Consider the following 24,113-nt stretch of genomic DNA (forward strand, 5'->3'; position numbering starts at 1 on the left):
GCCAAGCAGATCAAGGCGCGGTAGACGCGAGGTATGCTTGGCACTCTTTGTTTCCCAGACTTTTCAAACTTTCTTCTTAATCGGAGACACTGATTTCGCGAAGCAACAGGGCAATTTGCTTCTCTGTGTACTCCTCAATGGTATAGTGCTTTTTCAATGCCCAGCGGCGGAAGACCCACATTTCGCCCAGCACCATGATATTGTCGGCCATCAGCTTGACGTTCTTTTCGTCAATGCGCAGCGAACCATCGGCAATCCCTTTTTCCAGAATTTCGACGAAAATGTGCGAAATCGCTTCTTCACGCCCCAACACGTAGCGGAGTGTTTCTTTTGGCAATGATTTGGCTTCCTGATAAATAAGCAAAACGCGGTCACTCATCTGATCCATTACGCGGATCAGGCTCTTTAGTGCGACCTTTAATGTTTTCAAGCCAGTTCCGTTGAAATTGATCGCCTCACGCAAGCGCGTCTCCATCTCCGCATGAATGGCATCGCAAACAAGATAAAGCACGTCTTCTTTTGACTCGATATACTCGTACAACGTACCAATACTAAATCCAGACGCCCGGGCAATCTCCCTTGTCGTCGTTTTATGAAAACCTTTATTAATGAAGAGATGAACGGCAGCCTCAATAATCTGCTCTCGTCTTCTCTCGATCAGTTTTGGGTCCTTTACCAGGGACGGTATTGTTTTTCTCTTGTCAGACACTCCAAAATCCACCTTTCCAACCGACTGAGCGTTTGGTCAGACACCTCATAGAAAAGAAGGCGCAAACACTCTACTTTTGTATCATTCGCAGATCATTATACGCGAGTAAGAGCACAAAGCCAAACTTTTCTTTTCTATGTGTGTAATCGTGTTGGAAGACGGGACAGCTTCCTACTCTTTTAGCAGGAAATTGCTGATCACGACACGTTGGATTTCATTTGTTCCTTCATAGATTTGTGTAATTTTGGCATCACGCATGAAGCGCTCCACAGGATACTCCCGCGTGTAGCCGTAACCACCGAAAACCTGAACAGCCTCAGTTGTTACTTCCATTGCTGTATCCCCTGCAAATACTTTGGACATCGCAGATGCTTTGCCATATGGTAGACCTTGGTCCTCCAGCCACGCTGCTTGGTAAGTAAGCAAACGGGATGCCTCGATCTTGGTAGCCATGTCTGCCAATTTGAACTGGATTGCCTGCAAGGAAGCGATTGGTTTGCCAAACTGACTGCGTTCTTTGGCATAGTTCCGCGCATGCTCGTACGCACCTTGTGCAATTCCCAATGCTTGAGCGGCGATACCGTTTCTTCCTCCGTCCAATGTCATCATCGCGATCTTGAACCCTTGTCCTTCTTCGCCCAGCCTATTTTCTACCGGCACGCGCACATCTTCAAAATTGACCGCAAGTGTTGGCGAGGAACGGATACCCAGCTTTTTCTCCTTTTTCCCCATCGTGAAGCCGTCCGTGCCTTTTTCAACGATGAAAGCCGTAATGCCTTTGTGCTTCAGCTCTGGTTGGGTGACCGCGAATACGATGTAGATTTCTGCTTCGCCTGCATTGGTAATGAAAATTTTGGTGCCATTTAAAATGTAGTGATCGCCATCGCGTACGGCTGTCGTGCGCATTCCTGCAGAATCAGAGCCAGATCCCGCCTCGGTCAAACAGTACGCCCCCATCTTCTTGCCCTCTGCCAATGGACGCAAAAACTTTTGCTTTTGCTCCTCTGTCCCGAATTTGTAAATCGGCCAGCTCGCCAAGGAAACATGTGCGGACAGTGTCACACCGATGGAGGCATCCACACGGGAGAGTTCTTCCACTGCAATGACGTAGCTCAGGTAATCTGCACCTGCTCCGCCGTATTGTTCCGGCCAAGGAATGCCTGTCAGTCCAAGCTCAGCCATTTGCTCAAAAATAGAACGATCAAAGCACTCTTCTTCATCGCGCTCGGCTGCTGTCGGAGCTACTTGATTCTCTGCAAAGTCGCGAATCATTTTGCGCATCATGTCATGTTCTTCGGTCAGTTGGAAATTCATATGAATCACTCCCCCATGTGTTTTTCATCTTTCTATGAATCAGCAAGCAAATGCTTAGCGATAACGATTCGCTGAATTTCGTTGGTGCCCTCATAGATTTGCGTTACTTTCGCATCCCGGAATAGACGCTCAACCGGATATTCTCTGGTGTAGCCATAGCCGCCAAAGATTTGCACGGCTTCTGTGGCGAGCTCCATCGCTGAGTCTGTGGCAACGCGTTTTGCCATCGAGGCTTCCATTCCACAAGCGATTCCTTGACTGCGCAGCCACGCCGCTCGGTATACCAGCAACCGGGCTACTTCTGCTTTCGTCGCCATATCAGCCAGCTTGAAGGCGATGGCTTGCTGCTTGCCAATCGATTGTCCGAACTGCTTGCGTTCCCGCGCATACTCTGTCGCGTACTGGACTGCGGCTTCGGCAATGCCAAGGGCTTGTGCAGCAATCCCGATTCGTCCGGAATCCAGATTCGCCATCGCGATACAGAAGCCTTCCCCTTCCTGCCCCAGCAGGTTGGCAACCGGCACACGCGCATTGTCGAATACGAGCTCTGTCGTGTAGGAACCGTGCAGTCCCATCTTTTTTTCCTTTTTCCCAACCGAGAAGCCCGGTGTATCCTTGTCTACGATAAAGGCCGATATTCCCTTGGTTCCCTTTGTAGAGTCAGTTACGGCAAACGCGATATACGTATCTGCTTCTCCGCCGTTCGTGATGAACACTTTGTTTCCGTTCAGGATGTACTCGTCGCCTTTTTTCACGGCTGTGGTTCGTATACTGCTCGCATCAGAACCTGCATGCGGCTCGGTCAAGGCAAAAGCCCCGAGGTATTCACCACTTGCAAGCTTCGTCACGTATTTGCGTTTTTGCTCCTCGGTACCGAAGTAGAGAATCGGGTTCGTCCCGACGGAGGTATGCACGGACAAAATGACGCCTACTGTCGCACTCACCTTGGAAATCTCGTGAATGGCCAAAATGTAGGAAATAAAGTCCGCTCCTGCTCCTCCCCACTCTTCGGCGATCGGAATGCCCATGAGCCCCATCTCGCCCATCTTTTTCAGGATCTGACGCGGGAACTGGTCCGTCTCTTCCATCACCGGGACGAAAGGGGCGATCTCTTTCTGGGCAAAGTCTCGCACCATGCGGCGCATCATCTCTTGCTCTTCGTTCAATCGGAAATCCATGTCCGTCCTACCTTTCTGCGAAAAGTCCTCTCTAGCAAAAGTTCAAAAAGTCGTCAATTCAGCACCGAGAAAGTGGCGAGAACCTGAAGAAGGAGGAGCGGAATGTAGAGAACTACATGAGCACCGGACTTCGAAGGTGTACGCCACTTTCGACGTCGCATACGCTTTCAGTACTACTTCGTGATCAAAAGATGACTTTTTGAACTACCTTGCCTAGTTGTACACGTAGAAACCACGACCGGATTTTTTGCCTAGCCAACCTGCTTTGACGTACTTGCGCAGCAATGGGCATGGGCGGTATTTCGAATCACCGAACCCTTCGTGCAGTACCTCCATAATGTAGAGGCAAGTGTCCAGCCCGATGAAATCGGCCAACTGAAGCGGCCCCATCGGATGGTTCATGCCCAGCTTCATGACTTCATCAATCGCTTCCGGTGTTGCAACTCCTTCGTACACGCAATAAATCGCTTCATTCAGCATTGGCATCAGTACCCGATTGGACACAAAACCAGGGAAATCGTTTACGCTCACGGGTACCTTGCTCATTTGTTTGGACAAATCTTCTGTCAACTGATAGACCTCATCGGATGTTTGCAGCCCACGAATGATCTCAACCAGCTTCATCACGGGAACGGGGTTCATAAAATGCATCCCGATCACTTTTTCCGGACGCTTCGTAACTGCGGCAATCTCTGTAATTGGCAGGGAGGATGTATTGCTCGCGAGCACCGTATGCGGCGGACATACCTCATCCAGCTTGGAAAAGATTTGCGTTTTGACCGCCATGTTTTCTGTCACTGCTTCTACCACAAAATCTGCATCAGACGCATCTGCCAGATCAGTAGACAGTGTCAAACGACCGAGAATCGTTTCTTTTTCCGCTTCGCTGAGCTTGCCTTTTTCCACGTTGCGCGACAAGTTTTTCGTAATCGTAGCCAGGCCGCGTTCCACAAATGCTTGCTGGACGTCGTTTAAATAAACGCGAAAGCCAGCCTGCGCCGCTACTTGGGCAATTCCGCTGCCCATCTGTCCTGCTCCGATGACCATAATCGTTTGTACGTTCATGCAAAAAGGCCTCCCTTACTCTACTTTAATCAAGATAGCGTCACCCTGTGCGGCACCACTGCAAATTGCCGCGATCCCTAAGCCGCCGCCTCGTCTTTTCAATTCATAGGCGAGGTGCATAATGATCCGAGCGCCACTCGCGCCAATCGGGTGTCCGAACGCAATCGCTCCCCCGTTTACATTCACTTTCTCTGCGTCCCAGCCAACGATTTTGCCACTGGTCAAAATCACTGCGGCAAATGCTTCGTTTACCTCAAATAGATCGATCTCCGAAAGCGAGACACCTGTCTTTTCCAAGAGCTTGTTGATCGCAAGCCCCGGAGTTGTCGCGATATAAGGAGCCTCTGCGCCGACCGCGGCGTGTCCCAGTATCGTCGCAAGTGGCTTGATGCCCAACTGCTGTGCTTTCGCGTCTGACATCAGCACCATTGCTGCCGCTCCGTCGTTGATTCCCGGCGCATTGCCTGCCGTGATTGTTCCGTCCTTTTTGTACACGGGTGGCAGCTTCGCCAATCCTTCCTCGGTGGTATCCGGACGTGGTCCTTCATCGACGGTTACTTGCAGTGGCTCCCCTTTTCTTTGCGGAATGGAAACCGAGACGAGCTCGTCGGCAAAAAGTCCTTTTTCCATCGCTTGTGCGGCTCTCTGCTGGCTGCGCAGCGCCCACGCATCCTGCTCTTCTCGCGTAATCCCGTTCTCTTCCGCCACATTGCTGCCATGAACAGCCATCGCCACTTGATGAAACGGGCAAGTGAGGCCGTCGTACATCATGAGATCGCGAACGGTCGAATCTCCCATCCGCATTCCGTTACGTGCATCCGGCAATGCATACGGTGCGTTGCTCATGCTCTCCATGCCGCCCGCGACGATGATTTCTCCGTCCCCTGCACGAATGATCTGATCCCCCATCGTCACTGCACGCATCCCGGACGCACATACTTTGTTGATCGTCTCACTCGCTACATTCCACGGCAAACCAGCCTTGCGAGCCGCCTGGCGTGAGGGCACCTGACCCGCACCTGCCTGCAAAACCATACCCATGATCACTTCGTCCACCTGATCGCCGGAAATGCCAGCGCGTTCTACTGCTTCCTTGATTACAATGGAACCGAGTTCCACTGCCGATAGCGCTTTCAAAGCTCCGCCAAACTTACCAAACGGGGTACGCGCTGCCCCTACAATGACCGTTTTCATCGAATGACCTCCATTCGGATGATATTTCACATCAACAAAAACTAAATTGATCGAGCGTTCGTTCATTTTGCATACTTTTATTTTGCCGTCTTCCGTACGAATAGTCAATCAATAATGAAAAAAAGAAGGCGTCCAAAAAGTCGAGTTTTGATTGACTTCCTGGAGCCTCTTTATTCAACTATCGTTGGCAAGCCTTCTTACTGGCTTTTTTACGTTTACTCTGGGGGTGCTTCATCGTACATTTTTTTGTTGATGATTTGGATTCTGTCTGCATTTCTGACTTTTCCCGCAGGAAGCTTCTCGTCCGCTGCATAAATATAGACGAGGTTATCTGCCGCTTCATAATAAATAACATACTCCTCCCTGAGATCGCTCCACCCTTGCTCTGAAGGTTTGCCCACTTTCTTGATGATCGATCCCAGATTCATTTCGCTCAGATGTTGCGCTGCTAACTCGATCCCGTATACACGATCCTTCCCGTCGAAGAGGACAGATCCGCCTTTCAGCTTTTCAAAATCGTGATAGATCCCACCATTCCAGAAATCCTCTTTGGTGACTTTTCCATAAAGGGAAATGACCTCTTCCTTTTTCATGCCGATTGCGATAGGAAAGCCGTTTATTTCGTTCTTTTCAAGAGACTTCAGAAATTTTTCATCGAGAATGACTTTAGGCTCTGCTTCCGCTTGTTTTTGCTCTACAACTGGCGGCTGTGTAGGCTCGGTAGCTGCACTCGAACTAGAGGAGTAGCAACCTCCGACGATTAAGCCTGCTGCAACCGCAATGGTGATCCCTGTGATTCTTCGTTTCAACTGTATCCACTCCTATTGTCCTTTTACGTGTCTTCACAACACATCTAGCCTCTATTATTGCAAAGCTCTCCAACCGACTTTCCAGATTCCCTTTTTGTTTTTCTCCATGCGATAGCCGACCTTCTCAATGTTGTCCTTAAACGAAATCCAGACAACCGCTTCCTTTGCAGAGATATTCTCAATCGACATGCTGCTTCCTTGCTCAAGCAATTTGTTTAAATGCCTCGCACTATTTCGTGCGCCTATCGGATCTTTCTTTATTTCCTCCAAAAACTGCTCAAGTGTGGGCTTTTCGACTCCATCATCGTTATTGTGCAAGGCGTACATGATTTCAAGCTCATCATCTTTCTGTGCTTGCACGTAAAGCTTCAAAATATCAATCGGAGACAGCCCACGCCATAACTCATCATTTTTCTCTTCCATTTCCATATAAGCAAAATAACGCTGCTCCTTTTCATCGTCTTTTAAATCAAATAGGGTTGAGGGGTCCGGTGTATCGTTGTACTCTTCGTTGGAATTTGAGGTCCCTTTCGAGATGCTTTCAGAATAGGTCCCGGATCTGTTTAAGCCAAAGCTATGAATCTCTTTACCTTGAACATAGCTTAAGCCATAGCCATTGACCTTTTTATCCCTCCAAAAAATCAACAGTTCCAAACCCAAGTCTCTATTCAGCAAACCTTCTTTCTCTTCCAATACCCAGTCCTCTTTTCGCTGGTACCCTTCTTTTGCAAAAATGTTGTAGCCCCAGTACTCATCCGAGTAATCGTCCCCGCTTCCGCCATACTCGTCGATAACGATATGAGGAAACTGCAGCTTTTCTTTGACTTGATCTTGTGTCATGCCAACATGCAAGATTCCGAAAATCTTCTCTGCTGTTTCCTTAATCTTCTGATCGTCTAACGCACGGGCATCTGAGTTGGCAGCCGGCTTTTGATTCATACTTGGCTGGGCAGAAGTTTCCTGAATAGATGTTCCCTTCTCAGGGAGTATACTCGTACCTTCCTTTTGCAACCAGTAAGGGGCAGCGACAAGTACAACTGCGACAACCGCAGCACTGAGCGGGTAGGTGAATGGAAACCTTTTTTTGCGTTTTTCCTTGATACTTATCCGAATCTGCTCCTCCAGCTTTGACGTATCATTTATTTCACGCAGCAGAGTCTGATCTGCCGTTTCCTTGAACTCCGCCAGCAATTTGTCCAGGTTCATTCGATCCCCTCCGTTTCCATCAGCGCTTTGAGCTTTTGACGTGCACGGTGCATTTTTGTGTAGACCGCTCCTGTAGTCATTTCCAAAATGACCGCAATTTCCTCTACGGACAATTCCTCGTAGTAGTGGAGAACAATCATCTGGCGATAGCTGTTCGGCAGCTCCATGACCAGACGGGCAAAACGAGTACGAAGGTCATTTTGCAAAACGGCCGACTCTGCCCCCTCGACTACCTCTATGTCCACTTCCGATTTGAAAAACAAGTGACGGAACGACCACGAACGTAGATGTTTTTTCGCTTCGTTGACGGCAATGCGGTACACCCATGTTTGCATCGAGCTTTCTTGGCGGAATTTCCCCAAGTTTTTGTAAGCCAACAGGAACACTTCCTGCGTAATATCCTCAGCAAGACTGCGATCCTTGACCATCAAATACACCAGTCGCAGCACCTTTTTCAAATAGTGCCGGATCAATTCATCAAATAATGCTTCTTTTGTTTTCGTTAAACTTTTCTCTGCAAGCTCCAGCTTCCTCACTCCCTTCCCACTCTTTTTGATTCAGCTGGCTCCATTATCTTACAGTTTTTTTGCAAAAAAATAATGCGCAAGCCTCGTCGCTTGATTAGCACCGAGACTTGCGCATGGTATGAACCTAGATGGCGTCTGCGAGAATTTCCGCGACGTCGCGTGTTTTGACGTGATCTTCCTGCTCTTTGGTCTTGATTCCGTCGTTCATCATCGTCAGGCAGTATGGGCATGCACTGGCAATTTCCGTCGGCTTGACCTCCAGAGCTTGCTCCGTGCGTGTGACGTTGACACGAGAGCCCTCATGCTCCTCCATCCACATCAAGCCGCCGCCCGCTCCGCAGCACATACTGTCGCAGCCGCTTCGCTTCATTTCGACTACCTCTACGCCAGGAATGGCTTCGAGGATCACGCGTGGCTTGTCGTAAATTTCGTTGTAGCGGCCCAAGTAGCAGGAATCGTGGTAGGTGATGCGCTCTTTGACTTCCTTGGTTGGCTTCAATTTGCCATCCTTCACCCACTCTGCCAACAGTTCGGAGTGGTGGTACACCTCTGCATTCAACCCAAACTCCGGGTACTCGTTTTTAAACGTATTGAAAGCATGCGGGTCGCAGGTAACGATTTTTTTGACTTCATACGCTTCAAACAAGGCGATATTTTCTTGGGCGAGCTGCTGGAACAAGAACTCGTTCCCAATGCGGCGAGCCGTATCGCCAGAGTTCTTTTCCTCGTTGCCCAGAATGGCGAACTTCACGCCTGCTTCGTGCATGAGCTTTACAAATGCCTGCGAAATTTTTTGGCTGCGCAAGTCAAACGATCCCATCGAGCCTACCCAGAACAAGTACTCGAATTCCTCGACCTGCTTCACAGTTGGCACCTCGTACTCACCATTCAGCCCTTCAATCCATTTTGTCCGGTCTTTGCGGTTGATTCCCCACGGGTTACCCTGACGCTCGATATTGTTCAAGGCACGCTGCGCTTCTGCTGGCATGCTTCCTTCTGTCATGACCAGGTATCGGCGCATATCGATGATTTTATCTACATGCTCGTTCATCACCGGGCATTGGTCTTCACAGTTGCGACAGGTCGTACAAGCCCACAGCTCCTGCTCAGTAATGACATCGCCGATCAAGCTTTTCTCATAGACCGTGGTTGCTCCTTCCGCCGTCGCCGCTACTTCAGATGCTTGGAACGCAATCTGGTTGGCAGTCGTCTGCGAAAAAGCGAAGCTCGGCATCCATGGCGTACGCGATGTCACCGACGCACCTTTTTCGGTCAAATGGTCGCGCATTTTCGTAATCAGATCCATTGGGGAGAGCATTTTTCCCGTTCCCGAGGCCGGGCACATATTCGTGCAACGGCCGCACTCCACACAAGCGTACAGGTCGATGAGCTGCGTTTGCGTAAAATCCTCGATTTTGCCGACACCGAATTCTTCCTGCGTCTCGTCCTCGAAGTTAATGCTGGTCAGCTTGCCTGGCGGGTCCAGCTTTTTGAACCACACGTTGACAGGTGCAAACAACAAATGCGCGTGCTTGGACTGCGGCACATACACCGCAAAGCCGAGCAAGATGATCAGATGCAGCCACCAGAAAACATAAAAGCCTACCGCTGCACCCGTTGGCCCTACCCCAATCGCAGAGAAGACAATCGCGAAAACTGATGAGATCGGAGCGAACGCCGATGGATCATGTCCGAGCCAAATTTGTTCAAAAGCAAGCGAGAGCAACACAGTCGCCATCAGGGAGGAAATCAGCAAGAGTACCAGCCCCGATTTGAAGCCTCGCTTCAGACGCTTGAGCTTTTCGATATAGCGGCGGTAAAAAGCGTAGCCGACCGCAGCCAAGATGAGAAACGTGGTGATCTCCTGCATGACGGAGAAGTACTTGTGAGCGCTACCAAAAGGAAGCTCATAGCCTTTCGAAAGCCCTTTGATAATCAGCTCGATGGCTCCGAATTGCAGGGTGATAAAGCCGTAAAACATCACGACGTGCATCACGCCGCTCTTCTTGTCCTTCAGCAGCTTCTTGTGGAAAATGACGTTGTCCAGCATCAGATTGATGCGTGCCCCAAAGTCATTTTTCACATCCGGCTTTTTCCCCAGCTTGATAAACAAGTATCTGCTGTACACGACATGCCCGGCTAAATATAGCCCGTAAGCGAGAACCAGGAAAAAGGCGATCAAATTAATAAGTGCCAGCATGTTTTCTACTCCCCTCTATTGCGAGTTTTTTCTTTGGACGTGGAAATCGTTTTTTCTATCTTATCAGAATCATGGAAATAAATGAATGAGTATTCAGTCAGTCTGTTTATTTTTTTCGAAAAATGAAACGATACTGAGCGAGCGCTCATAATGGGCACAACTCGATATTATCACACAAGTTGCGAATCATCCATCCTCTTCGAAGAGTTGGAAATATTCTTACGAAAAAAAAGAACAGCTACCTTCTTACGGGTAGCTGTTGATCCTGATTATTTTCCTGAAGCTTCCTTCGTCTCGGCAGTGGTCTGTTCTTTCTTGGCCTTTTGCTCTGAACGTACATCTGCGAGTGATTTGACCTTGGTTGCTTTGATGCGCTTGTTGCGCGGCAGATCAGTCGGCTCCAGATTGTCTACCTCGTCTTGCATGAGTGCTGCGATGCCAACTGCTTTGCCTTTTGCAGCCTTACAGTATTCGCAGTTTTCCTCGTCGTGCTCGTGGTATTGCTTCGGCTCTGGATAGGACGTGATCACGCCTTCAAAATTACGCAGCACAACTTTATCAGATGCTTGCGAAATGATGTAGTTCGGGCTGACAGGAATTTTGCCTCCGCCATGCGGAGCGTCTACTACAAAGGTCGGCACTGCATAGCCGGAAGTATGGCCGCGCAGGTGCTCAATGATTTCGATCCCTTTGCTGACAGGCGCGCGGAAGTGTCCGATTCCCTCTGACAGGTCGCATTGATAGATGTAATACGGGCGAACGCGGATTTTCACCAGGTCCTGCACCAGCTTTTTCATCGTATTCGCACAATCGTTGATACCGGCCAAAATAACTGCCTGGTTGCCGAGCGGAACACCAGCATTGGCGAGCATCTCGCAAGCCAGCTTCGCTTCCGGTGTAATTTCTTTTGGATGGTTGAAATGTGTATTGAGCCAAACTGGATGGTACTTTTTCAGGATATTGCACAGGTTTTCGGTAATGCGCTGCGGGAATACAACGGGAGCACGCGTACCGATCCGAATAATTTCAACATGCGGGATGTCGCGCAGGCTGCTGATGATGTACTCCAGTACGCGGTCGTTGATCAACAGACCGTCTCCACCGGAGAGCAGTACATCGCGGACTTCTGGTCTTGAGCGGATGTAATCGATACAGGCATCCAGCTGTTTCTTTGGCACGCCCATTCCGATCTGACCGGAGAAGCGGCGGCGCGTACAGTAACGGCAGTACATGGAGCATTGGTTCGTCACCAGGAAAAGCACGCGATCTGGATAACGATGCGTCAGACCAGGTACAGGAGAATCCGTATCCTCGTGGAGTGGGTCTTCCATGTCGTATTTGGTTCGAACCATCTCAGAGGACAACGGTACAGACTGCATGCGAACCGGATCGCTTGGATCGTCTGGGTCCATCAGATGAGCATAGTACGGAGTGATGTTGAGTGGAATCGTTTGCGTAGAAATACGTACGCCCTCTTCCTCTTCCGGTGTCAGGTTGATTACCTGCTTCAAATCATCGACCGTCTTGATGGTGTGCGTAAGCTGCCACATCCAGTCATTCCATTGTTCATCCGTGACATCCTTCCAAAGTTCTATCGAACGCCAATCGCGTTTTGTCGCTACTGTCATGTGCATCCCGTCTCCTCTCGTCTTATGGTGAACCTCTTCGTTTCACTCAACCAACAAGAGATGCAAGTGCCATGCCAACAAATCAAAAGATTTAGAAAATAAGGAATAGAGCGTTTCGTGATCGCTTCCTTCCCTTTTGAACCTTCATAAGTCTGCCGAATTTTCAGCACTCAACAGGGAGGGATCATCCGCTGCGAGAGCTTGTATTGCAGCGTCTGTCTTGGTATGCCCAGGAGCTTGGCGGCACGAAGTACATTGCCGTCCGTTTGCTGCATCGCATCTCTGATCACCTTTTCCTCTACCTCACGTAAAATTTCGGGCAGCGTACAGCCTTCCTTTGACAGGAGTTGAGCCGAAATGGGCGCTTCATTTTTCTCAGACTGCGAGCGTTCCAGCAAGTGTGCCGGGAGATGATCCAGCAAAATGATGTCCGACTCCACCATATTCATGGCTGCTTCTATGACATGTTCCAGTTCACGTACGTTGCCCGGCCAATCATACGCAGCAAACAAACGTGCCACTTCACTGCTGATTCCACGCACATTCATACCGAAAATCCGGTTGAACTTTTGCAAGAAATGATCGATCAGCATATCCACATCTTCTCTGCGCTCACGCAATGGAGGCAGTTCAAAAGAGACGACGTTGATCCGGTAGTACAGGTCGGTTCGCATGATTCCTCGCTCCACGAGTGAGTACGGTGCTTCGTTGACTGCGGCGATTACCCGTACGTCCACTTTGGTCGATTGGCTCCCGCCGATCCGTCTGATCTGCCCGTCCTGGAGGACTCGCAGTAGCTTTGCTTGCAAATCGAGCGGCATACTGTTCAGTTCATCCAGAAATAGAGTACCTCCATCCGCCAGCTCGAATAACCCTGGCCGATCATCGGCTCCCGTGAAGCTTCCTTTTGTCGTGCCAAACAGCAAGCTTTCGAGCAGCGCAGCCGGCAGCGCGGCACAGTTTTGCGCGATAAACGGCTTACTGCTGCGGACAGACGCGTGGTGAATAGATTGGACAAACAGTTCTTTTCCCGTCCCGGTTTCGCCGTATATCAACACGGGAGAAGTTGTCCGCGCAGCTTTTCGAGCGCGTTCTTTGAGGCGCTTCATTTTTTCACTCATCGTCAAAATATCTTCGAAATGGAAAGTGGTTTCATCCACTGGGCGTTTTGTTCGTTTCGGCTTGCTAATCTTGGCCTGAAGATCGACCAAGCGCTCCGACAGTTCTTTTAGCTTGCCGATATCCTTCGCCACCTCGACTGCCCCGACTAACCGTTTGCCTACTCTCACCGGAAGTGTCGTGTTGATTGTCTCCACACGCATTCCCTTCCAGTTCTTATATGTCTGTGTCTGGTTGTAAATTGATTCGCCACTATCGATAACACGAAGCAGAGTACTCGACTGTCGATCAAGTGAAGGAAAAACCTCCAACAATGGCTTCCCCAACACCTCTTCTGAGGTCAGTCCATCGAGCTTGGCTGCGACGTGATTGTAGAAAATCGTAATGCCATTTGCGTCCACAACGTGAATTCCTTCATCGATAGCACCCAAGATCGCCTGCAACATTTCTACCGTATCTGACAACGGCATCCTGGCTTTCACTCCTTCCTTCCATCCATGCTGCCAAAAAATCATCACTTCGCCGAATATTCGGCACTTTTACGAGATTATCGATTACGCCCTACCTGAATGGCAAGCATTCCGGTATACAGTAAATGTCCCAATACCCAGATGAAAAACGCCGTCAAACTCATCGCGGATTGACTCAACAGGCTAAATGGGAAAAACGCAATAGAAAAACCGAGCATCCAGTACAGCAAGTATCGTACCGATCGGGCTTTTCGTTCCCGCGGGTAAAAGTGCATGAGAAAAAAGGCGACGATCACACTAATCAGCAGATGAATCAATAGTTCTACTATAGAGGGCAGGTTTTCCATGCCCGGTACATAGCTGACATCAATTAAAACGGGAAAGGTATTGGTATCAAACAAGCCATCTCCGAGCGCCAAAAAAGCAGCAAGACCCAGACCGGCTATTAGTCCATTTGCGAGTACAAACATGCTGTATCCCCCTTTCACTTCAGCCGCAAGTAATCCTATTGTACGTGCAAAAAACCGCCCTTGCAAAGGGCGGCTTATTTTCCTAGCTCTATTTTCAGCTCATGCTCACCAGCGTACTGCTCATTCATCCATAGCTGGTACGCGATTTCTACCTGTACAGGAACCTCTGCTTCATAGCGAATTCGCAGCTTGTTCGTATGCGTCTCCATGGCAAACGGACCATACGGACTTCGATAGGTAGAATGGGTGCTGGCTCCTTTTTCGAATTGCTGTCTGGTTGAAACTCCGCCCTGACGAACCAGCGTAATGGAGGTATCTGTCAGCTTCAGTGTCGTGCTTACTTCGCCTACGCCCTCCATCTGCTCTTTGTAGGTCAAGTACCACGCGGATGCTTTTTGTACGCGCTTGCCTTCATAGCTGTGGGCCGTTTCTTCCCAGTTGCCATCGACATGATGTCGTGCCGTCAATTTTACTTGTATGTCTTGCATACTGCTTCCACACTCCACTTTCTTTCGCTTCCCATTTATCCCTACATTCTACCCTTCATCACTCTTGTGTGGCAACCGCCGCCTCAGCTTTGGCATCAGCCAGCAGGTATCTCATGGTAGCAGCAATCCCGATCGCCGCAAGCAACAGCAGACCCGCCAACACCAAGTACCCAACTCCTGCCCCCGTGTAATCAATCATAGCCGTAAACAAACCGATCAGGACCAAACGCATCATCATGCCGATTGAGTTGAAAAAGCTCATAACACGCCCCATCTGATGCTTCGGCACAACTGTCATATAGAGCGATTGCCGAATCAAGCGCACAGAAGCGTTACTCCACCCGTAAAACGTGTACGCCGCAATCAGCGCCCAGCCATACGGCAAAGCAATCATGACGACAATCGCAATCGCGAACAACAACGTATTGCTGATCATGGCTGCCAACTGCCCCATCTTGCGCACGACGATCGCAACGAGTAAACCTGCTGCCACGGCCCCCATTGCATACGTGACCTCTCCTAGCGAATAAACCGAGACACCCTCCTGCAACGTTTGGCTTATGTAAACCGGCTTTAATAGGTTCGTCGCCATAACAGCAATGAAGGGCATGAGTGCAGATATGCCAAACAGCAGGAAACCTTTCTTTTGCCGTATGTACCGCCAGCTTTCCATCAACTGCATCGTCCACGCGACACCCTGGTTTTGCTTCGCCTCTTTTTCCAGCGTGAAGGTATACGTCATGGTAGACAGCAAGGTAAAGGCGAACAAGTAGGTAATCGCATTAAAGATGATGACCACATGCAGCCCGTAGGAGCTAAGTAAAATCCCCGCAAATGCGCCAGCAAGAACGGATGCCGTCTGCCCTTCGATCTCGAGCAGACTATTGATGCTGTTGTAATGCTTGGGCTCAAACGTCTCCTGAACCAGTGCGGACTGCGTCGGGTAATGAATCTGATACATAAAAGTCGTCGTCAAATAGATCACAATCAGCATCCACTCAGTGTACTCTCCAAAAAAGCCCCAGATCGCGAGCATGCCAAGTACGCCAAATCCGATCAAATTTTCGATTAGAAGCATTTTTTTGCGGGAATACCGATCGATGAGCGTCCCGATATATGGCCCAATGAAAAACATCAGTACCGCAGAAGTAAACATGGTGGAGCCCAAAAGTTGAGCAGAGCCTGTCGTTTCCACGAGGAACCAGGCAATCCCGATCATCGTCATGCCTTGCCCAAACCCGGAGAACAGATTGGAAAAGAACAGCTTTCGAAATGGTGCGTAGGCAAATACTTCTCTCATGTAGACAACTCCTTTGTAAGAAAACCTCCATCGACTCTTAAATCATCTCACTATTATGATTGTACTGACAATTTTATACTTTGTAAACTAAAATGTTTATTAATTGAATTGAACGTTTCCCACCAATAAGAAAAGCCCCCGGTTCTTTCGCAAAACCGGAGGCTTATTTACTCAGATATCTTATTTTACAAAGCTCAAGAGCAGCTCGCGAACGATTTTGGACGCTGCGATTTGCGTCATTTCACTGTGGTCATACACAGGAGCAACCTCCACCAGGTCACAACCGATGACATTCGCACCGTTGTTTGCCATGAAGTGAATGGTATCCAGCAGCTCACGAGACGTGATGCCGCCTGCTTCTGTTGTACCTGTTCCTGGAGCGTGCGCAGGGTCCAATACATCGATGTCAATCGACAGGTAGATCGGACGGTTGCCGATGGTAGGCAGCACTTGCTTCACTGGCTCCAGTACATCGTATTTGTACAGATGCATGTTTTCTTTTGCCCACTCAAACTCGTCCTTCATCCCGCTGCGGATTCCGAAAGAGTATACATTTTTACCGCCGATCAGGTTGCATACCTTTTTGATCGGGGTGGAGTGGGAGTATTCGTATCCCTCGTAGTTGTCACGCAGGTCCGTATGCGCGTCAAAGTGGAATACGACCATATCCTTGTACTTTTCATAAACCGCTTGGAATACTGGCCAGGAAACCAAGTGCTCTCCGCCCAGACCCAATGGGAATTTGCCATCTGCCAATACTTTTGCCACGAATGTACGGATCGCATCCAGGCTACCTTCCACGTTTCCAAAAGGAAGAGGAATATCGCCAGCATCAAAGTATTTGATGTCTTCCAACAGCCTGTCCAAGTACGGGCTGTACTCTTCCAGACCGATAGAAACCTCACGAATACGGGAAGGGCCAAAACGAGAACCCGGACGGAAGCTCACTGTCCAGTCCATCGGCATACCGTAAATAACCGCTTGGCTTTCTTCGTAATTCCCGTGACTACGGATAAAGACATTTCCAGAGTATGCTTCGTCAAAACGCATAGGTGTAATTCTCCCCCGATTAGTCGCGGGTCAGCTCAGCCACAAAGTTAGGCAGTTTGAAAGCAGCGTGGTGAACTTCCGCATTGTAGTATTTGGTGCCCAAATCTTTGATTTTCGCTGGATCTACTTCCAACGGATCGTGTTGCTTGGATGCGATGGTGAAGCTCCACAGTCCGGATGGATAAGTAGGAATGCTGCACGTGTAGAGACGAGTAACCGGGAAGATCGATTTCAGGTCTTTGAACACGCGCTTGATCAGTTCACGGTTGAACCAAGGAGATTCTGTTTGAGCAACCATGATACCATCTGGTTTCAAAGCATCGTGAATGCCTTGGTAGAAACCTTTTTCGAACAGACCTACAGCAGGTCCTACTGGCTCTGTAGAGTCAACCATGATCACATCGTACTCACCTTTGTGGTCATGAATATGTTTGATACCATCGATTACCTGTACATCTACACGCGGATTGCCTGTCAATGCACTCGCAATCTCAGGGAAATATTTTTTGCAAGACTCAATGACGCCACCGTCGATTTCAGCCAGAACTGCTTTTTCTACAGACGCGTGCTTTACGATTTCACGAATAGCACCGCCATCGCCGCCGCCTACAACCAGAACCTTTTTCGGGTTTGGATGCGTATTCAACGCGATATGAGAAATCATTTCATGGTAGACAAACTCATCGACATCGGTAGTCATAACCATGCCGTCGAGCACTAACATGCGACCAAACTGCTTCGTATTAATTACGTCGATTTGTTGAAACTCGGATTTCTCACTGTATAGGGTTTCTGTAATTTTCGTTGTTATCCCGTGATTTTCCGTCTGTTTTTCGGTGTACCACAATTCCATGTTCATGGCTATGTAACCTCCTTCAATTAACCGCATGAAAATACAATATAACAAGAAAATTATAGTAGCTGTCTTCCAAATTGCAAGATATTTTTCTAGCAAGGAAAGTTTAACCAGCTTGCAAGCGACACATACTACTAGTAACGTAGTATGTCCTATTTTATTGATTCAACCGCAGAAAGGAGGAGAGGCACACATGGAAGTCATTCGCGAAGCCCCATTGCTGCGCTATTTGCGTTGGGCTAAGAAATTCGTAAAATTTACCATTCTCAGCCTATTATGTTTCTCTTTTGCCATCTTGCTACTCATTTTGTACTTACGCTCACAACCACTCCCGGAAATGTTTGTGAAGCAAACCACGACAATTTACGCTTCCAATGGAGAGGTTTTGGATACGATGCACCGTGGCGAGAACCGGATTTCTGTGCCACTTGCAGAGATTTCACCCGCATTGCTTGATGCGACTATCGCTATCGAGGACCGTTCGTTCCGCGAGCATTTTGGCTTTGATTGGAAACGGTTGGCCATGGCCGCTTATGTCGATGTCATTAACATGGACATGCGTCAAGGTGCCAGCACCATCACCCAACAATTGGCGAGAAATCTGTATCTCAGCTTGGACAAGACATGGGAACGAAAAATCAAAGAAGCCTTGCTTTCGATTCAGCTTGAGCTGAATTACAGCAAGGATGAAATATTAGAAATGTACGTGAATCAGATTTATTATGGTCATTCAGCTTATGGCGTACAAGCTGCTGCCCAAACCTATTTTGGCAAGGACGCCAAAGATTTGACGATTGCAGAGAGCGCCATGCTGGCAGGCATCCCTAAGGGTCCAACTTATTATTCACCATTTGTCGATTTGGAACGAGCCAAAGCCAGACAAAAGCTCATTTTAAATGCCATGGAGCGCGACAATCTACTGACATCGAAGGAAGTAGAGCAAGCCTACGCAGAACCAATCAAGCTAAAACAGCGAACAAACGAGAATGTCACTGAGCCAGCTCCTTATTTCCGCGATTACATCGCCAATTTGGTAAAAAACAAATATGGCATTGACGAAGAAAAATTTATTCATGGCGGTCTAAAAATCCATACGACCCTTGATCCAGTCGTACAAAAAAAGGCCGAGGATATTGTCGCCTCCGTCTTACCGAAGAATAATCCGAATTTGCAGGTAGCCCTCGTCGCCATGGACCCTTCTACCGGCTATATCAAAGCGATGGTAGGTGGACGTGACTACAAGGTGAGTCAGTTCAACCGCGTACTTGGCAAGAGGCAGCCCGGTTCCTCCTTCAAGCCGATCATGTATTTGTCAGCCTTGCAAAACGGCTATACACCGCTCACTTTGATGAAAAGCGAACCAACCGTTTTTACCTACGATAACAATAAGCAGTACATCCCTGGCAATTTTGGTGGAAAATATGCAAACGCACTGATCAACATGCGTGAAGCAATCAAAACCTCCGACAACATTTATGCTGTCAAGACCATTGATTTTCTCAGTCCGCAAAAAGTAGTTGAACAGGCAAAGCAATTAGGTATCACAAGCTCGATGCAAGCAGTTCCCTCTCTGGCACTGGGAACTTCACCCGTCTCTCCCTTGGAGTTAAACGCAGCTTATGCAGCCATCGTCAACAAGGGACAAGCAGTGAAGCCCATTGCCATTACATCCATCGAGGATAGCGAGGGTAACATTTTGGTTGAAGAAAAACCAGAAAAAACACCGGTAGCCGATCCTGTTGCATCTGCCCTCTTAGTGAATATGATGCAAAGTGTATTTGAACAAGGGGGTACGGGATATCGCGTTGCTGGTGAAATGAACCGACCTGTAGCGGGGAAAACAGGATCTACGGATTATGACGCTTGGCTGAGTGGGTTCACTCCGCAGCTGGTGTCAACCGTATGGGTAGGTTACGACAAAAACCAAAAGGTCGATGATGTAAAGGAAGGCTATCTGTCCAAAAAAATCTGGGCCCAGTTCATGGAAAGTGCGCTCAAAGGTCAGCCCCCTGCACTCTTTGACATGCCTGCTGGTGTTGTTTCTGTCTATATCGATCCCGCTTCTGGAAAACTGGCGACCGAGCATTGTCCGAATCCACAGCTCTTTTATTTCGCCAGCGGAACAGAGCCTCAAGATTACTGCACGGATCACATCCCGAAAAATGAGACACCGACACCTTTAAAGCCGCCAGATTCTTCGACCTTCTGGCAGCGTATGGGCAGTTGGTGGAAACCAAATCAATAAAGAAAAAAAGGACGTTCCTCTTCAGCGAGTACGTCCTTTTTGGTATGCCTATTAACCTTGCGTGCTCTGATTGTCCCCGCCGCCCACGACTCCATCTCCATCGGCAAAAACATGGTCGTTGACGATCGTAATCAGACCTGCATGATCAAGCTGTTCCAATACTTCAAACAAGCTGTCCCTTTTTCCAGCTGGGAGCTTGCGTACAAAGTTGTTTATCTCGGTCGGAGTCACGTGTGTGCGGAAATGGACGCCACCGTGCTTCACAAAATGATCATGCGATTGTTCATTACCACGGAGATCTTCTCCCAATGGGTACCGCCCCTTCCGTCAAACAGTTTGGTTCAATCCTCATTAGTGTTCCGCGATATCCCAAAAACTATGATCAACAAAAGAAATTATATACACAAACAGGGAAAGAGTGACGGCTCTCTCCCTGTTTGTTGACCTAGTGTACATGTACACAGATATGGAAATAAGTTTACCTGACTTCAATTGTGTGAACAATTGATTTCACGATTTGTTCACAGACCGTTCACGATTTCCAACTTTAGGACAAATTTTGCTTTAATTCCTCAGTGGAATTCTCATACATATCCGCGTTATTATCAATCAAAAGCTTTTTCAGAGCGGCTTTTTCCTTCTCGGATAGATCGGACAGCATAATACGTCTCTTCATGGAGTAATCCATGCGATTCACGTGATCCGCCAAAATTTTGAAGCCCCGACGAGCTTCCCTATCGATTTCCATATAGCAAGCGGTTGCTCCTGCATAATAAGGACCAGCTTCATTGCGATCGACGGTTACCCAAACGAGCCAATATGGCTTTCCATTTGGTACTTCTTCTTTATTCGTCGTCCATTTGATGCCCTTTTCTACAGAACTTTTGGCATGCAAGGCACCCATGTCAATGTACGCTTCGTCCCCATCGATAATGACCGAGGACACAGCATTCAGGTCGAGTACACCTTGACCAAAACCACCGTGTACATCGGTTTTTCCACTCATGATGGTAAAACCGCCTTTTTTATTATCAAAAATATCCATTTGAATAACCTCCAGACAATCATTCTCCTTCCTTTTATTCTACTCGAAAAACGTGCTGTGACGCAATTTGCCTATGTGCCCAGTTATTTATCTGTGGGCTTTTGGGTGTTTTGTTTGTTGTTTACGAGCTGGATGAGTTTTTCGATGCCCCACATGATCAGGATCGTTACGATGGCTGTATGGACCGCCATGGCAACCTTCATGACAAACATTTCACCTAGCCTCGTGTCAGAGGGAACAATAAACAAGTAGTACACAAAGCTGATAAAAAGAACACTTAGAAAGATCAACCAGCCTCGAAAGCCTAGCGTGAAGCGAATGAAAGCGGCGATGAGCAAACCGATCAAAGGTCCCGCAAACATCAATGAAAATACGAATGGACCGAGTATGAACCAGACAATCCAATTATCATCCATTGTCTTACACCCTTTGTTTTTGGTGACTACTGAACATTGGGATCCGTAGATTCTTCTACCTCTGCCAGTCCACGCTCATCGAGCACGTAATGTCTGCCTGTTTCTTTGTAACGCTCCGAATCATCTGACGAGAAACGCTTGATCAGAAAGCGCGCTGACGCTTCTCCCTCTACTGCTACAGGAGGCTGGAATTCCAGGTCTTCACCATCTCGAACATGGATGACAACGATGCGATCATGATATTCAATAGACAGGTCTTCCCGTACTTCTTTTTTATTGGCGTCGAGTGTAAAGGTCTGTCCGGATTTGTTTATCGTTACTTCAGGAAAGCTTTTGTCATCTTGTGCAATGATGTAATACAGGTAGTCAGCATTTTGGTCTGGTGCATTGCGTAATCCTGATTGTAATTCCTCATCTCCCTGTAGCAATCGCGTTACTTGGTCGATGACTTCTGGTATGGTCGGCAGCTTGGCGTGTTCGCCTTTCACGTAGTATCGTTTTTTCATATCCTTCTGGGCGTAATTGGCACTCATATACGGAACGGTACCGTCCCCTACGCCAGGATCGAGAATCGGGGACCATTCGTCATAAAAAGAATCATAAAAGTAGCCGAGCAGTGTTACTTGACCTGTACCTACGATGGAATATTGTGGAACATTGATCGTTTTGTTATCCCACTTTTCATGCATCTTGCCGCCATGCCTGACAAGTGGCGCATAGTCGAGGCGAATATTTTTGTCCTTTAAAAATTCGTCGTAGGTGTAGTACTGAATATTACTCTTTTTCAGGAAGCCAACCGTTTCAAAGTATTTTCTGGAGGGTAGCAGCTCGTAGACGGCAGGTGCATAAGAGGAAATCACTTTCCCTGTTTCCTCATCCAGCCAAGGGATCGAAAAATTGTATCCGTGCTTAAGAGCCTGATATGCCCGTGGAGAGCCAAGGAAGGGTGTGCCCATATACACGACACGATTCACTTTACGCTGGTAGGACACATTGGATAGAAGTGTTTCTTTTACCAAGAGCCCACCCATGCTATGTGCCACCAAATGCACCTGATTTGCCCCACTTGCCTTCAGTGCAGCGTCGATTTCTTCTTTTAGAAGTTTGGCATTTTTGGTGCTGCTGTACCGCCAATCGTACGGCAGTGCAAACAAGGTACGGTGCTTTTTGTATCCCGCCTTCTCCAGTTCCTTTACCATGCTGTAATACTGTTCGGTAAGTTCTTTTAAAAACGGTGCATAGGAAAGATACTCGATGGCGTAAAAATCGTCTTTTTCCGGGTGGATCGTCACATCACGGACGACTGGCTGTACATCTACACTATTTGGCTTGATTGGCTCCAGAGAGAGTAGCCTGCGGTGTTTGGGATCATTAATACCAATGAGACTATCGCCAAGTCCCAACCATATTTCTGATCTCTTTCCATTCTGCTCTACTTCGAGTCGCGATCCACCTACTCCCGGGATTAAGATAACTGGGATCGTTCTGTCTCCTATATAAAGACTGTACGAGTTAGCGGTAAATCCCGAGCGTTTGCTGGCCATGACCTTGACTTTGTAGGTTCCAGGATAGGCATTGAAAATAATATGTTCATCCGAGTTCTTCGCTTTCTCGGATTTGGCGACTACTTTTCCAGCCTCGTCGAGCAGAAATACATCCATATCCATTCCAGTAGGGATATCCTTGAGAGAGACCTCCACAGTGGAGGAGAGCGTAAAGGATAAGCTGTAAAAATCCACATCCGTCTTTGAATGAAGATTTCCTACGATATTTCGGTTATACGCATCCAGCTCGTAGGCCGCTTCCATTGTGTCATTCGGCTCATATTCATCTGCCTCGCCTCCTCCTTGATCCGTGGAAAAATCAGCTCGAAGGCGGTAGTAGTAATCTTTCGAATACGAGCCCTGCTTTCCAACGACCTTGATGTAGTACCATTTGTCTTTTTCCAGTGCCAGTCCCTCGATTAGCTCAGGCTCATTTCCATGCTGCTCTGAACGAGCGAGCTCCTGTTCCTCTTCATCGTACACATACAAATCGTAATCTTCGTTTGCCCGAATATCTGTGAGGGATATATTCATCTGACCATTTGTTGTTCCTCTGATTTTCCAAAAATCCACATCATCTTTACTGCTAATCTTTCCATGGCTGTCCTTTCCGTCAAATAGCCAGTCCGACTTGCTGCCCAAGGTGTCATTCGGTTCTACCTCAAAGCGAGCTTCTCTATTGCGCAGTTCTGCTTCTCCTGGCTTATTCTCGCCTGAAAAATGTCCATAAAATTCCTCTGCCAGCCGCGAAAGCTCTTCGTCGGTGGCATCCTGTTCTTGCTCTGCCTCTTCTGATGGAGCTTCGTTTTGGTCTTCGATCTCTCGTTCGATCAACTCTAGCGGTTCTTCCTGATCGGCAGCCATTTCATTCCAGGGCGCCTTTTTGATTTTTATTTTATCTACAGTCGGCTCGATGTGTTCAGACAACGATAGCTCCCAGCTACGTAAGGCCTCTTCTGAATCATCGATGAACATCGTTATCTGGATAGGACTATCATCCATAGGCATTACAGCGAGGGAAATCTGAGACTCCTCGTGAAAAGAACGAGTCTTGCTGTCGCTGTCCTGTTTGACAGACAGCTCGACTTTATCCGGAGTACCCGATAATTGTGCCTGAAAACGCACCTCTCCCTCGTCGATCCATGCCCATACCTCCTCTACGAATATCTCCCGTTCTTTTGCCCAGCCCTGTTCCACTGTATTTCCCAAGCATAAAGTGAATAGGAGAAGTACACATAGCAACCGCCGCGTGATTATTCCCACAAAAATCCCCCTCATCC

General features: G+C 48.2%; 21 protein-coding genes. 1 reads left to right on the top strand and 20 read right to left on the bottom strand.

Features of this window, described 5'->3' with window-relative positions; genetic code table 11:
- Nucleotides 1-76: 76 nt before the first annotated feature.
- From HP568_RS00495 to speE, 16 genes are all read right to left on the bottom strand, one after another.
- Nucleotides 77-709 (bottom strand): TetR/AcrR family transcriptional regulator, encoded by a 633-nt coding sequence (locus HP568_RS00495; protein WP_007725542.1) that lies wholly within the window; start codon nt 707-709, stop codon nt 77-79.
- Nucleotides 710-880: 171 nt separating this feature from the next.
- Nucleotides 881-2,023: an acyl-CoA dehydrogenase gene (locus HP568_RS00500; RefSeq protein ID WP_048035119.1), complete on the bottom strand. Its 1,143-nt coding sequence runs from the start codon at nt 2,021-2,023 to the stop codon at nt 881-883.
- 32 nt (nt 2,024-2,055) lie between these two features.
- The gene (locus HP568_RS00505; RefSeq protein WP_173628022.1) at nt 2,056-3,201 is read right to left on the bottom strand and encodes an acyl-CoA dehydrogenase; all 1,146 of its coding nucleotides are present in this window, start codon (nt 3,199-3,201) and stop codon (nt 2,056-2,058) included.
- A 213-nt stretch (nt 3,202-3,414) separates the two neighbouring features.
- Nucleotides 3,415-4,266, bottom strand: a complete 852-nt coding sequence (locus HP568_RS00510; RefSeq protein WP_048035121.1) for a 3-hydroxybutyryl-CoA dehydrogenase — start codon at nt 4,264-4,266, stop codon at nt 3,415-3,417.
- A gap of 15 nt (nt 4,267-4,281) precedes the next feature.
- Nucleotides 4,282-5,460, bottom strand: a complete 1,179-nt coding sequence (locus HP568_RS00515; protein WP_048035122.1) for an acetyl-CoA C-acetyltransferase — start codon at nt 5,458-5,460, stop codon at nt 4,282-4,284.
- Between the two features lie 215 nt (nt 5,461-5,675).
- Entirely contained in the window at nt 5,676-6,269 is a 594-nt protein-coding gene (locus HP568_RS00520) for a hypothetical protein (protein WP_053079645.1), read from the bottom strand.
- A 54-nt stretch (nt 6,270-6,323) separates the two neighbouring features.
- Nucleotides 6,324-7,475, bottom strand: a complete 1,152-nt coding sequence (locus tag HP568_RS00525) for a hypothetical protein (RefSeq protein ID WP_173628024.1) — start codon at nt 7,473-7,475, stop codon at nt 6,324-6,326.
- The gene (locus tag HP568_RS00530) at nt 7,472-8,011 is read right to left on the bottom strand and encodes a sigma-70 family RNA polymerase sigma factor (protein WP_048035124.1); all 540 of its coding nucleotides are present in this window, start codon (nt 8,009-8,011) and stop codon (nt 7,472-7,474) included. The genes HP568_RS00525 and HP568_RS00530 overlap by 4 nt, the downstream gene beginning before the upstream one ends.
- 115 nt (nt 8,012-8,126) lie before the next feature.
- Nucleotides 8,127-10,202 carry a heterodisulfide reductase-related iron-sulfur binding cluster gene (locus HP568_RS00535; RefSeq protein ID WP_048035125.1) on the bottom strand — a complete coding sequence of 692 codons (2,076 nt, stop codon included), beginning with the start codon at nt 10,200-10,202 and terminating at the stop codon, nt 8,127-8,129.
- Nucleotides 10,203-10,471: 269 nt separating this feature from the next.
- Nucleotides 10,472-11,836 (bottom strand): lysine 2,3-aminomutase, encoded by a 1,365-nt coding sequence (gene kamA, locus HP568_RS00540; protein ID WP_048035126.1) that lies wholly within the window; start codon nt 11,834-11,836, stop codon nt 10,472-10,474.
- Between the two features lie 164 nt (nt 11,837-12,000).
- Nucleotides 12,001-13,419: a sigma-54 interaction domain-containing protein gene (locus HP568_RS00545; RefSeq protein WP_173628128.1), complete on the bottom strand. Its 1,419-nt coding sequence runs from the start codon at nt 13,417-13,419 to the stop codon at nt 12,001-12,003.
- A 77-nt stretch (nt 13,420-13,496) separates the two neighbouring features.
- Entirely contained in the window at nt 13,497-13,889 is a 393-nt protein-coding gene (locus HP568_RS00550) for a membrane protein (protein WP_048035128.1), read from the bottom strand.
- A gap of 74 nt (nt 13,890-13,963) precedes the next feature.
- Nucleotides 13,964-14,377, bottom strand: coding sequence for a YwiB family protein (locus HP568_RS00555; protein WP_173628026.1), 414 nt, complete (start codon nt 14,375-14,377; stop codon nt 13,964-13,966).
- A gap of 58 nt (nt 14,378-14,435) precedes the next feature.
- Nucleotides 14,436-15,677 (bottom strand): MFS transporter, encoded by a 1,242-nt coding sequence (locus HP568_RS00560; RefSeq protein ID WP_173628027.1) that lies wholly within the window; start codon nt 15,675-15,677, stop codon nt 14,436-14,438.
- Between the two features lie 180 nt (nt 15,678-15,857).
- Complete coding sequence (gene speB, locus HP568_RS00565; protein WP_048035131.1) at nt 15,858-16,727, bottom strand: agmatinase; 870 nt, start codon at nt 16,725-16,727, stop codon at nt 15,858-15,860.
- A 19-nt stretch (nt 16,728-16,746) separates the two neighbouring features.
- A complete protein-coding gene (speE, locus tag HP568_RS00570) occupies nt 16,747-17,580 on the bottom strand; it encodes a polyamine aminopropyltransferase (protein WP_026043396.1) in 834 nt (277 codons plus the stop codon).
- Between the two features lie 196 nt (nt 17,581-17,776).
- Between speE and HP568_RS00575 the strand changes: the two genes are divergently transcribed.
- Complete coding sequence (locus HP568_RS00575) at nt 17,777-19,828, top strand: transglycosylase domain-containing protein (protein WP_173628029.1); 2,052 nt, start codon at nt 17,777-17,779, stop codon at nt 19,826-19,828.
- A gap of 51 nt (nt 19,829-19,879) precedes the next feature.
- Here HP568_RS00575 and HP568_RS00580 read toward each other — a convergent pair whose 3' ends face one another.
- The 4 genes from HP568_RS00580 to HP568_RS00595 form a co-directional block, all read right to left on the bottom strand.
- Nucleotides 19,880-20,137 (bottom strand): hypothetical protein, encoded by a 258-nt coding sequence (locus HP568_RS00580; RefSeq protein ID WP_048035133.1) that lies wholly within the window; start codon nt 20,135-20,137, stop codon nt 19,880-19,882.
- A gap of 238 nt (nt 20,138-20,375) precedes the next feature.
- Complete coding sequence (locus HP568_RS00585; RefSeq protein ID WP_173628030.1) at nt 20,376-20,873, bottom strand: YwhD family protein; 498 nt, start codon at nt 20,871-20,873, stop codon at nt 20,376-20,378.
- Between the two features lie 83 nt (nt 20,874-20,956).
- Nucleotides 20,957-21,289, bottom strand: coding sequence for a hypothetical protein (locus HP568_RS00590; RefSeq protein WP_173628031.1), 333 nt, complete (start codon nt 21,287-21,289; stop codon nt 20,957-20,959).
- A 26-nt stretch (nt 21,290-21,315) separates the two neighbouring features.
- A complete protein-coding gene (locus HP568_RS00595; protein WP_254550986.1) occupies nt 21,316-24,042 on the bottom strand; it encodes a lipase/acyltransferase domain-containing protein in 2,727 nt (908 codons plus the stop codon).
- Nucleotides 24,043-24,113: the final 71 nt, after the last annotated feature.

Source organism: Brevibacillus sp. MS2.2 (genome assembly GCF_013284345.1).
Classification (GTDB): Bacteria; Bacillota; Bacilli; order Brevibacillales; family Brevibacillaceae; genus Brevibacillus; species Brevibacillus brevis_C.

Coding starts and splice junctions, on each gene's coding strand:
- HP568_RS00505 (WP_173628022.1), bottom strand. CDS start 3,201: ATGGATTTCCGATTGAACGAAGAGCAAGAGATGATGCGCCGCATGGTG.
- HP568_RS00585 (WP_173628030.1), bottom strand. CDS start 20,873: ATGGATATTTTTGATAATAAAAAAGGCGGTTTTACCATCATGAGTGGA.
- HP568_RS00525 (WP_173628024.1), bottom strand. CDS start 7,475: ATGAACCTGGACAAATTGCTGGCGGAGTTCAAGGAAACGGCAGATCAG.
- speE (WP_026043396.1), bottom strand. CDS start 17,580: ATGGAATTGTGGTACACCGAAAAACAGACGGAAAATCACGGGATAACA.
- HP568_RS00510 (WP_048035121.1), bottom strand. CDS start 4,266: ATGAACGTACAAACGATTATGGTCATCGGAGCAGGACAGATGGGCAGC.
- speB (WP_048035131.1), bottom strand. CDS start 16,727: ATGCGTTTTGACGAAGCATACTCTGGAAATGTCTTTATCCGTAGTCAC.
- HP568_RS00550 (WP_048035128.1), bottom strand. CDS start 13,889: ATGTTTGTACTCGCAAATGGACTAATAGCCGGTCTGGGTCTTGCTGCT.
- kamA (WP_048035126.1), bottom strand. CDS start 11,836: ATGCACATGACAGTAGCGACAAAACGCGATTGGCGTTCGATAGAACTT.
- HP568_RS00535 (WP_048035125.1), bottom strand. CDS start 10,202: ATGCTGGCACTTATTAATTTGATCGCCTTTTTCCTGGTTCTCGCTTAC.
- HP568_RS00515 (WP_048035122.1), bottom strand. CDS start 5,460: ATGAAAACGGTCATTGTAGGGGCAGCGCGTACCCCGTTTGGTAAGTTT.
- HP568_RS00590 (WP_173628031.1), bottom strand. CDS start 21,289: ATGGATGATAATTGGATTGTCTGGTTCATACTCGGTCCATTCGTATTT.
- HP568_RS00545 (WP_173628128.1), bottom strand. CDS start 13,419: ATGCCGTTGTCAGATACGGTAGAAATGTTGCAGGCGATCTTGGGTGCT.
- HP568_RS00575 (WP_173628029.1), top strand. CDS start 17,777: ATGGAAGTCATTCGCGAAGCCCCATTGCTGCGCTATTTGCGTTGGGCT.
- HP568_RS00500 (WP_048035119.1), bottom strand. CDS start 2,023: ATGAATTTCCAACTGACCGAAGAACATGACATGATGCGCAAAATGATT.
- HP568_RS00555 (WP_173628026.1), bottom strand. CDS start 14,377: ATGCAAGACATACAAGTAAAATTGACGGCACGACATCATGTCGATGGC.
- HP568_RS00560 (WP_173628027.1), bottom strand. CDS start 15,677: ATGAGAGAAGTATTTGCCTACGCACCATTTCGAAAGCTGTTCTTTTCC.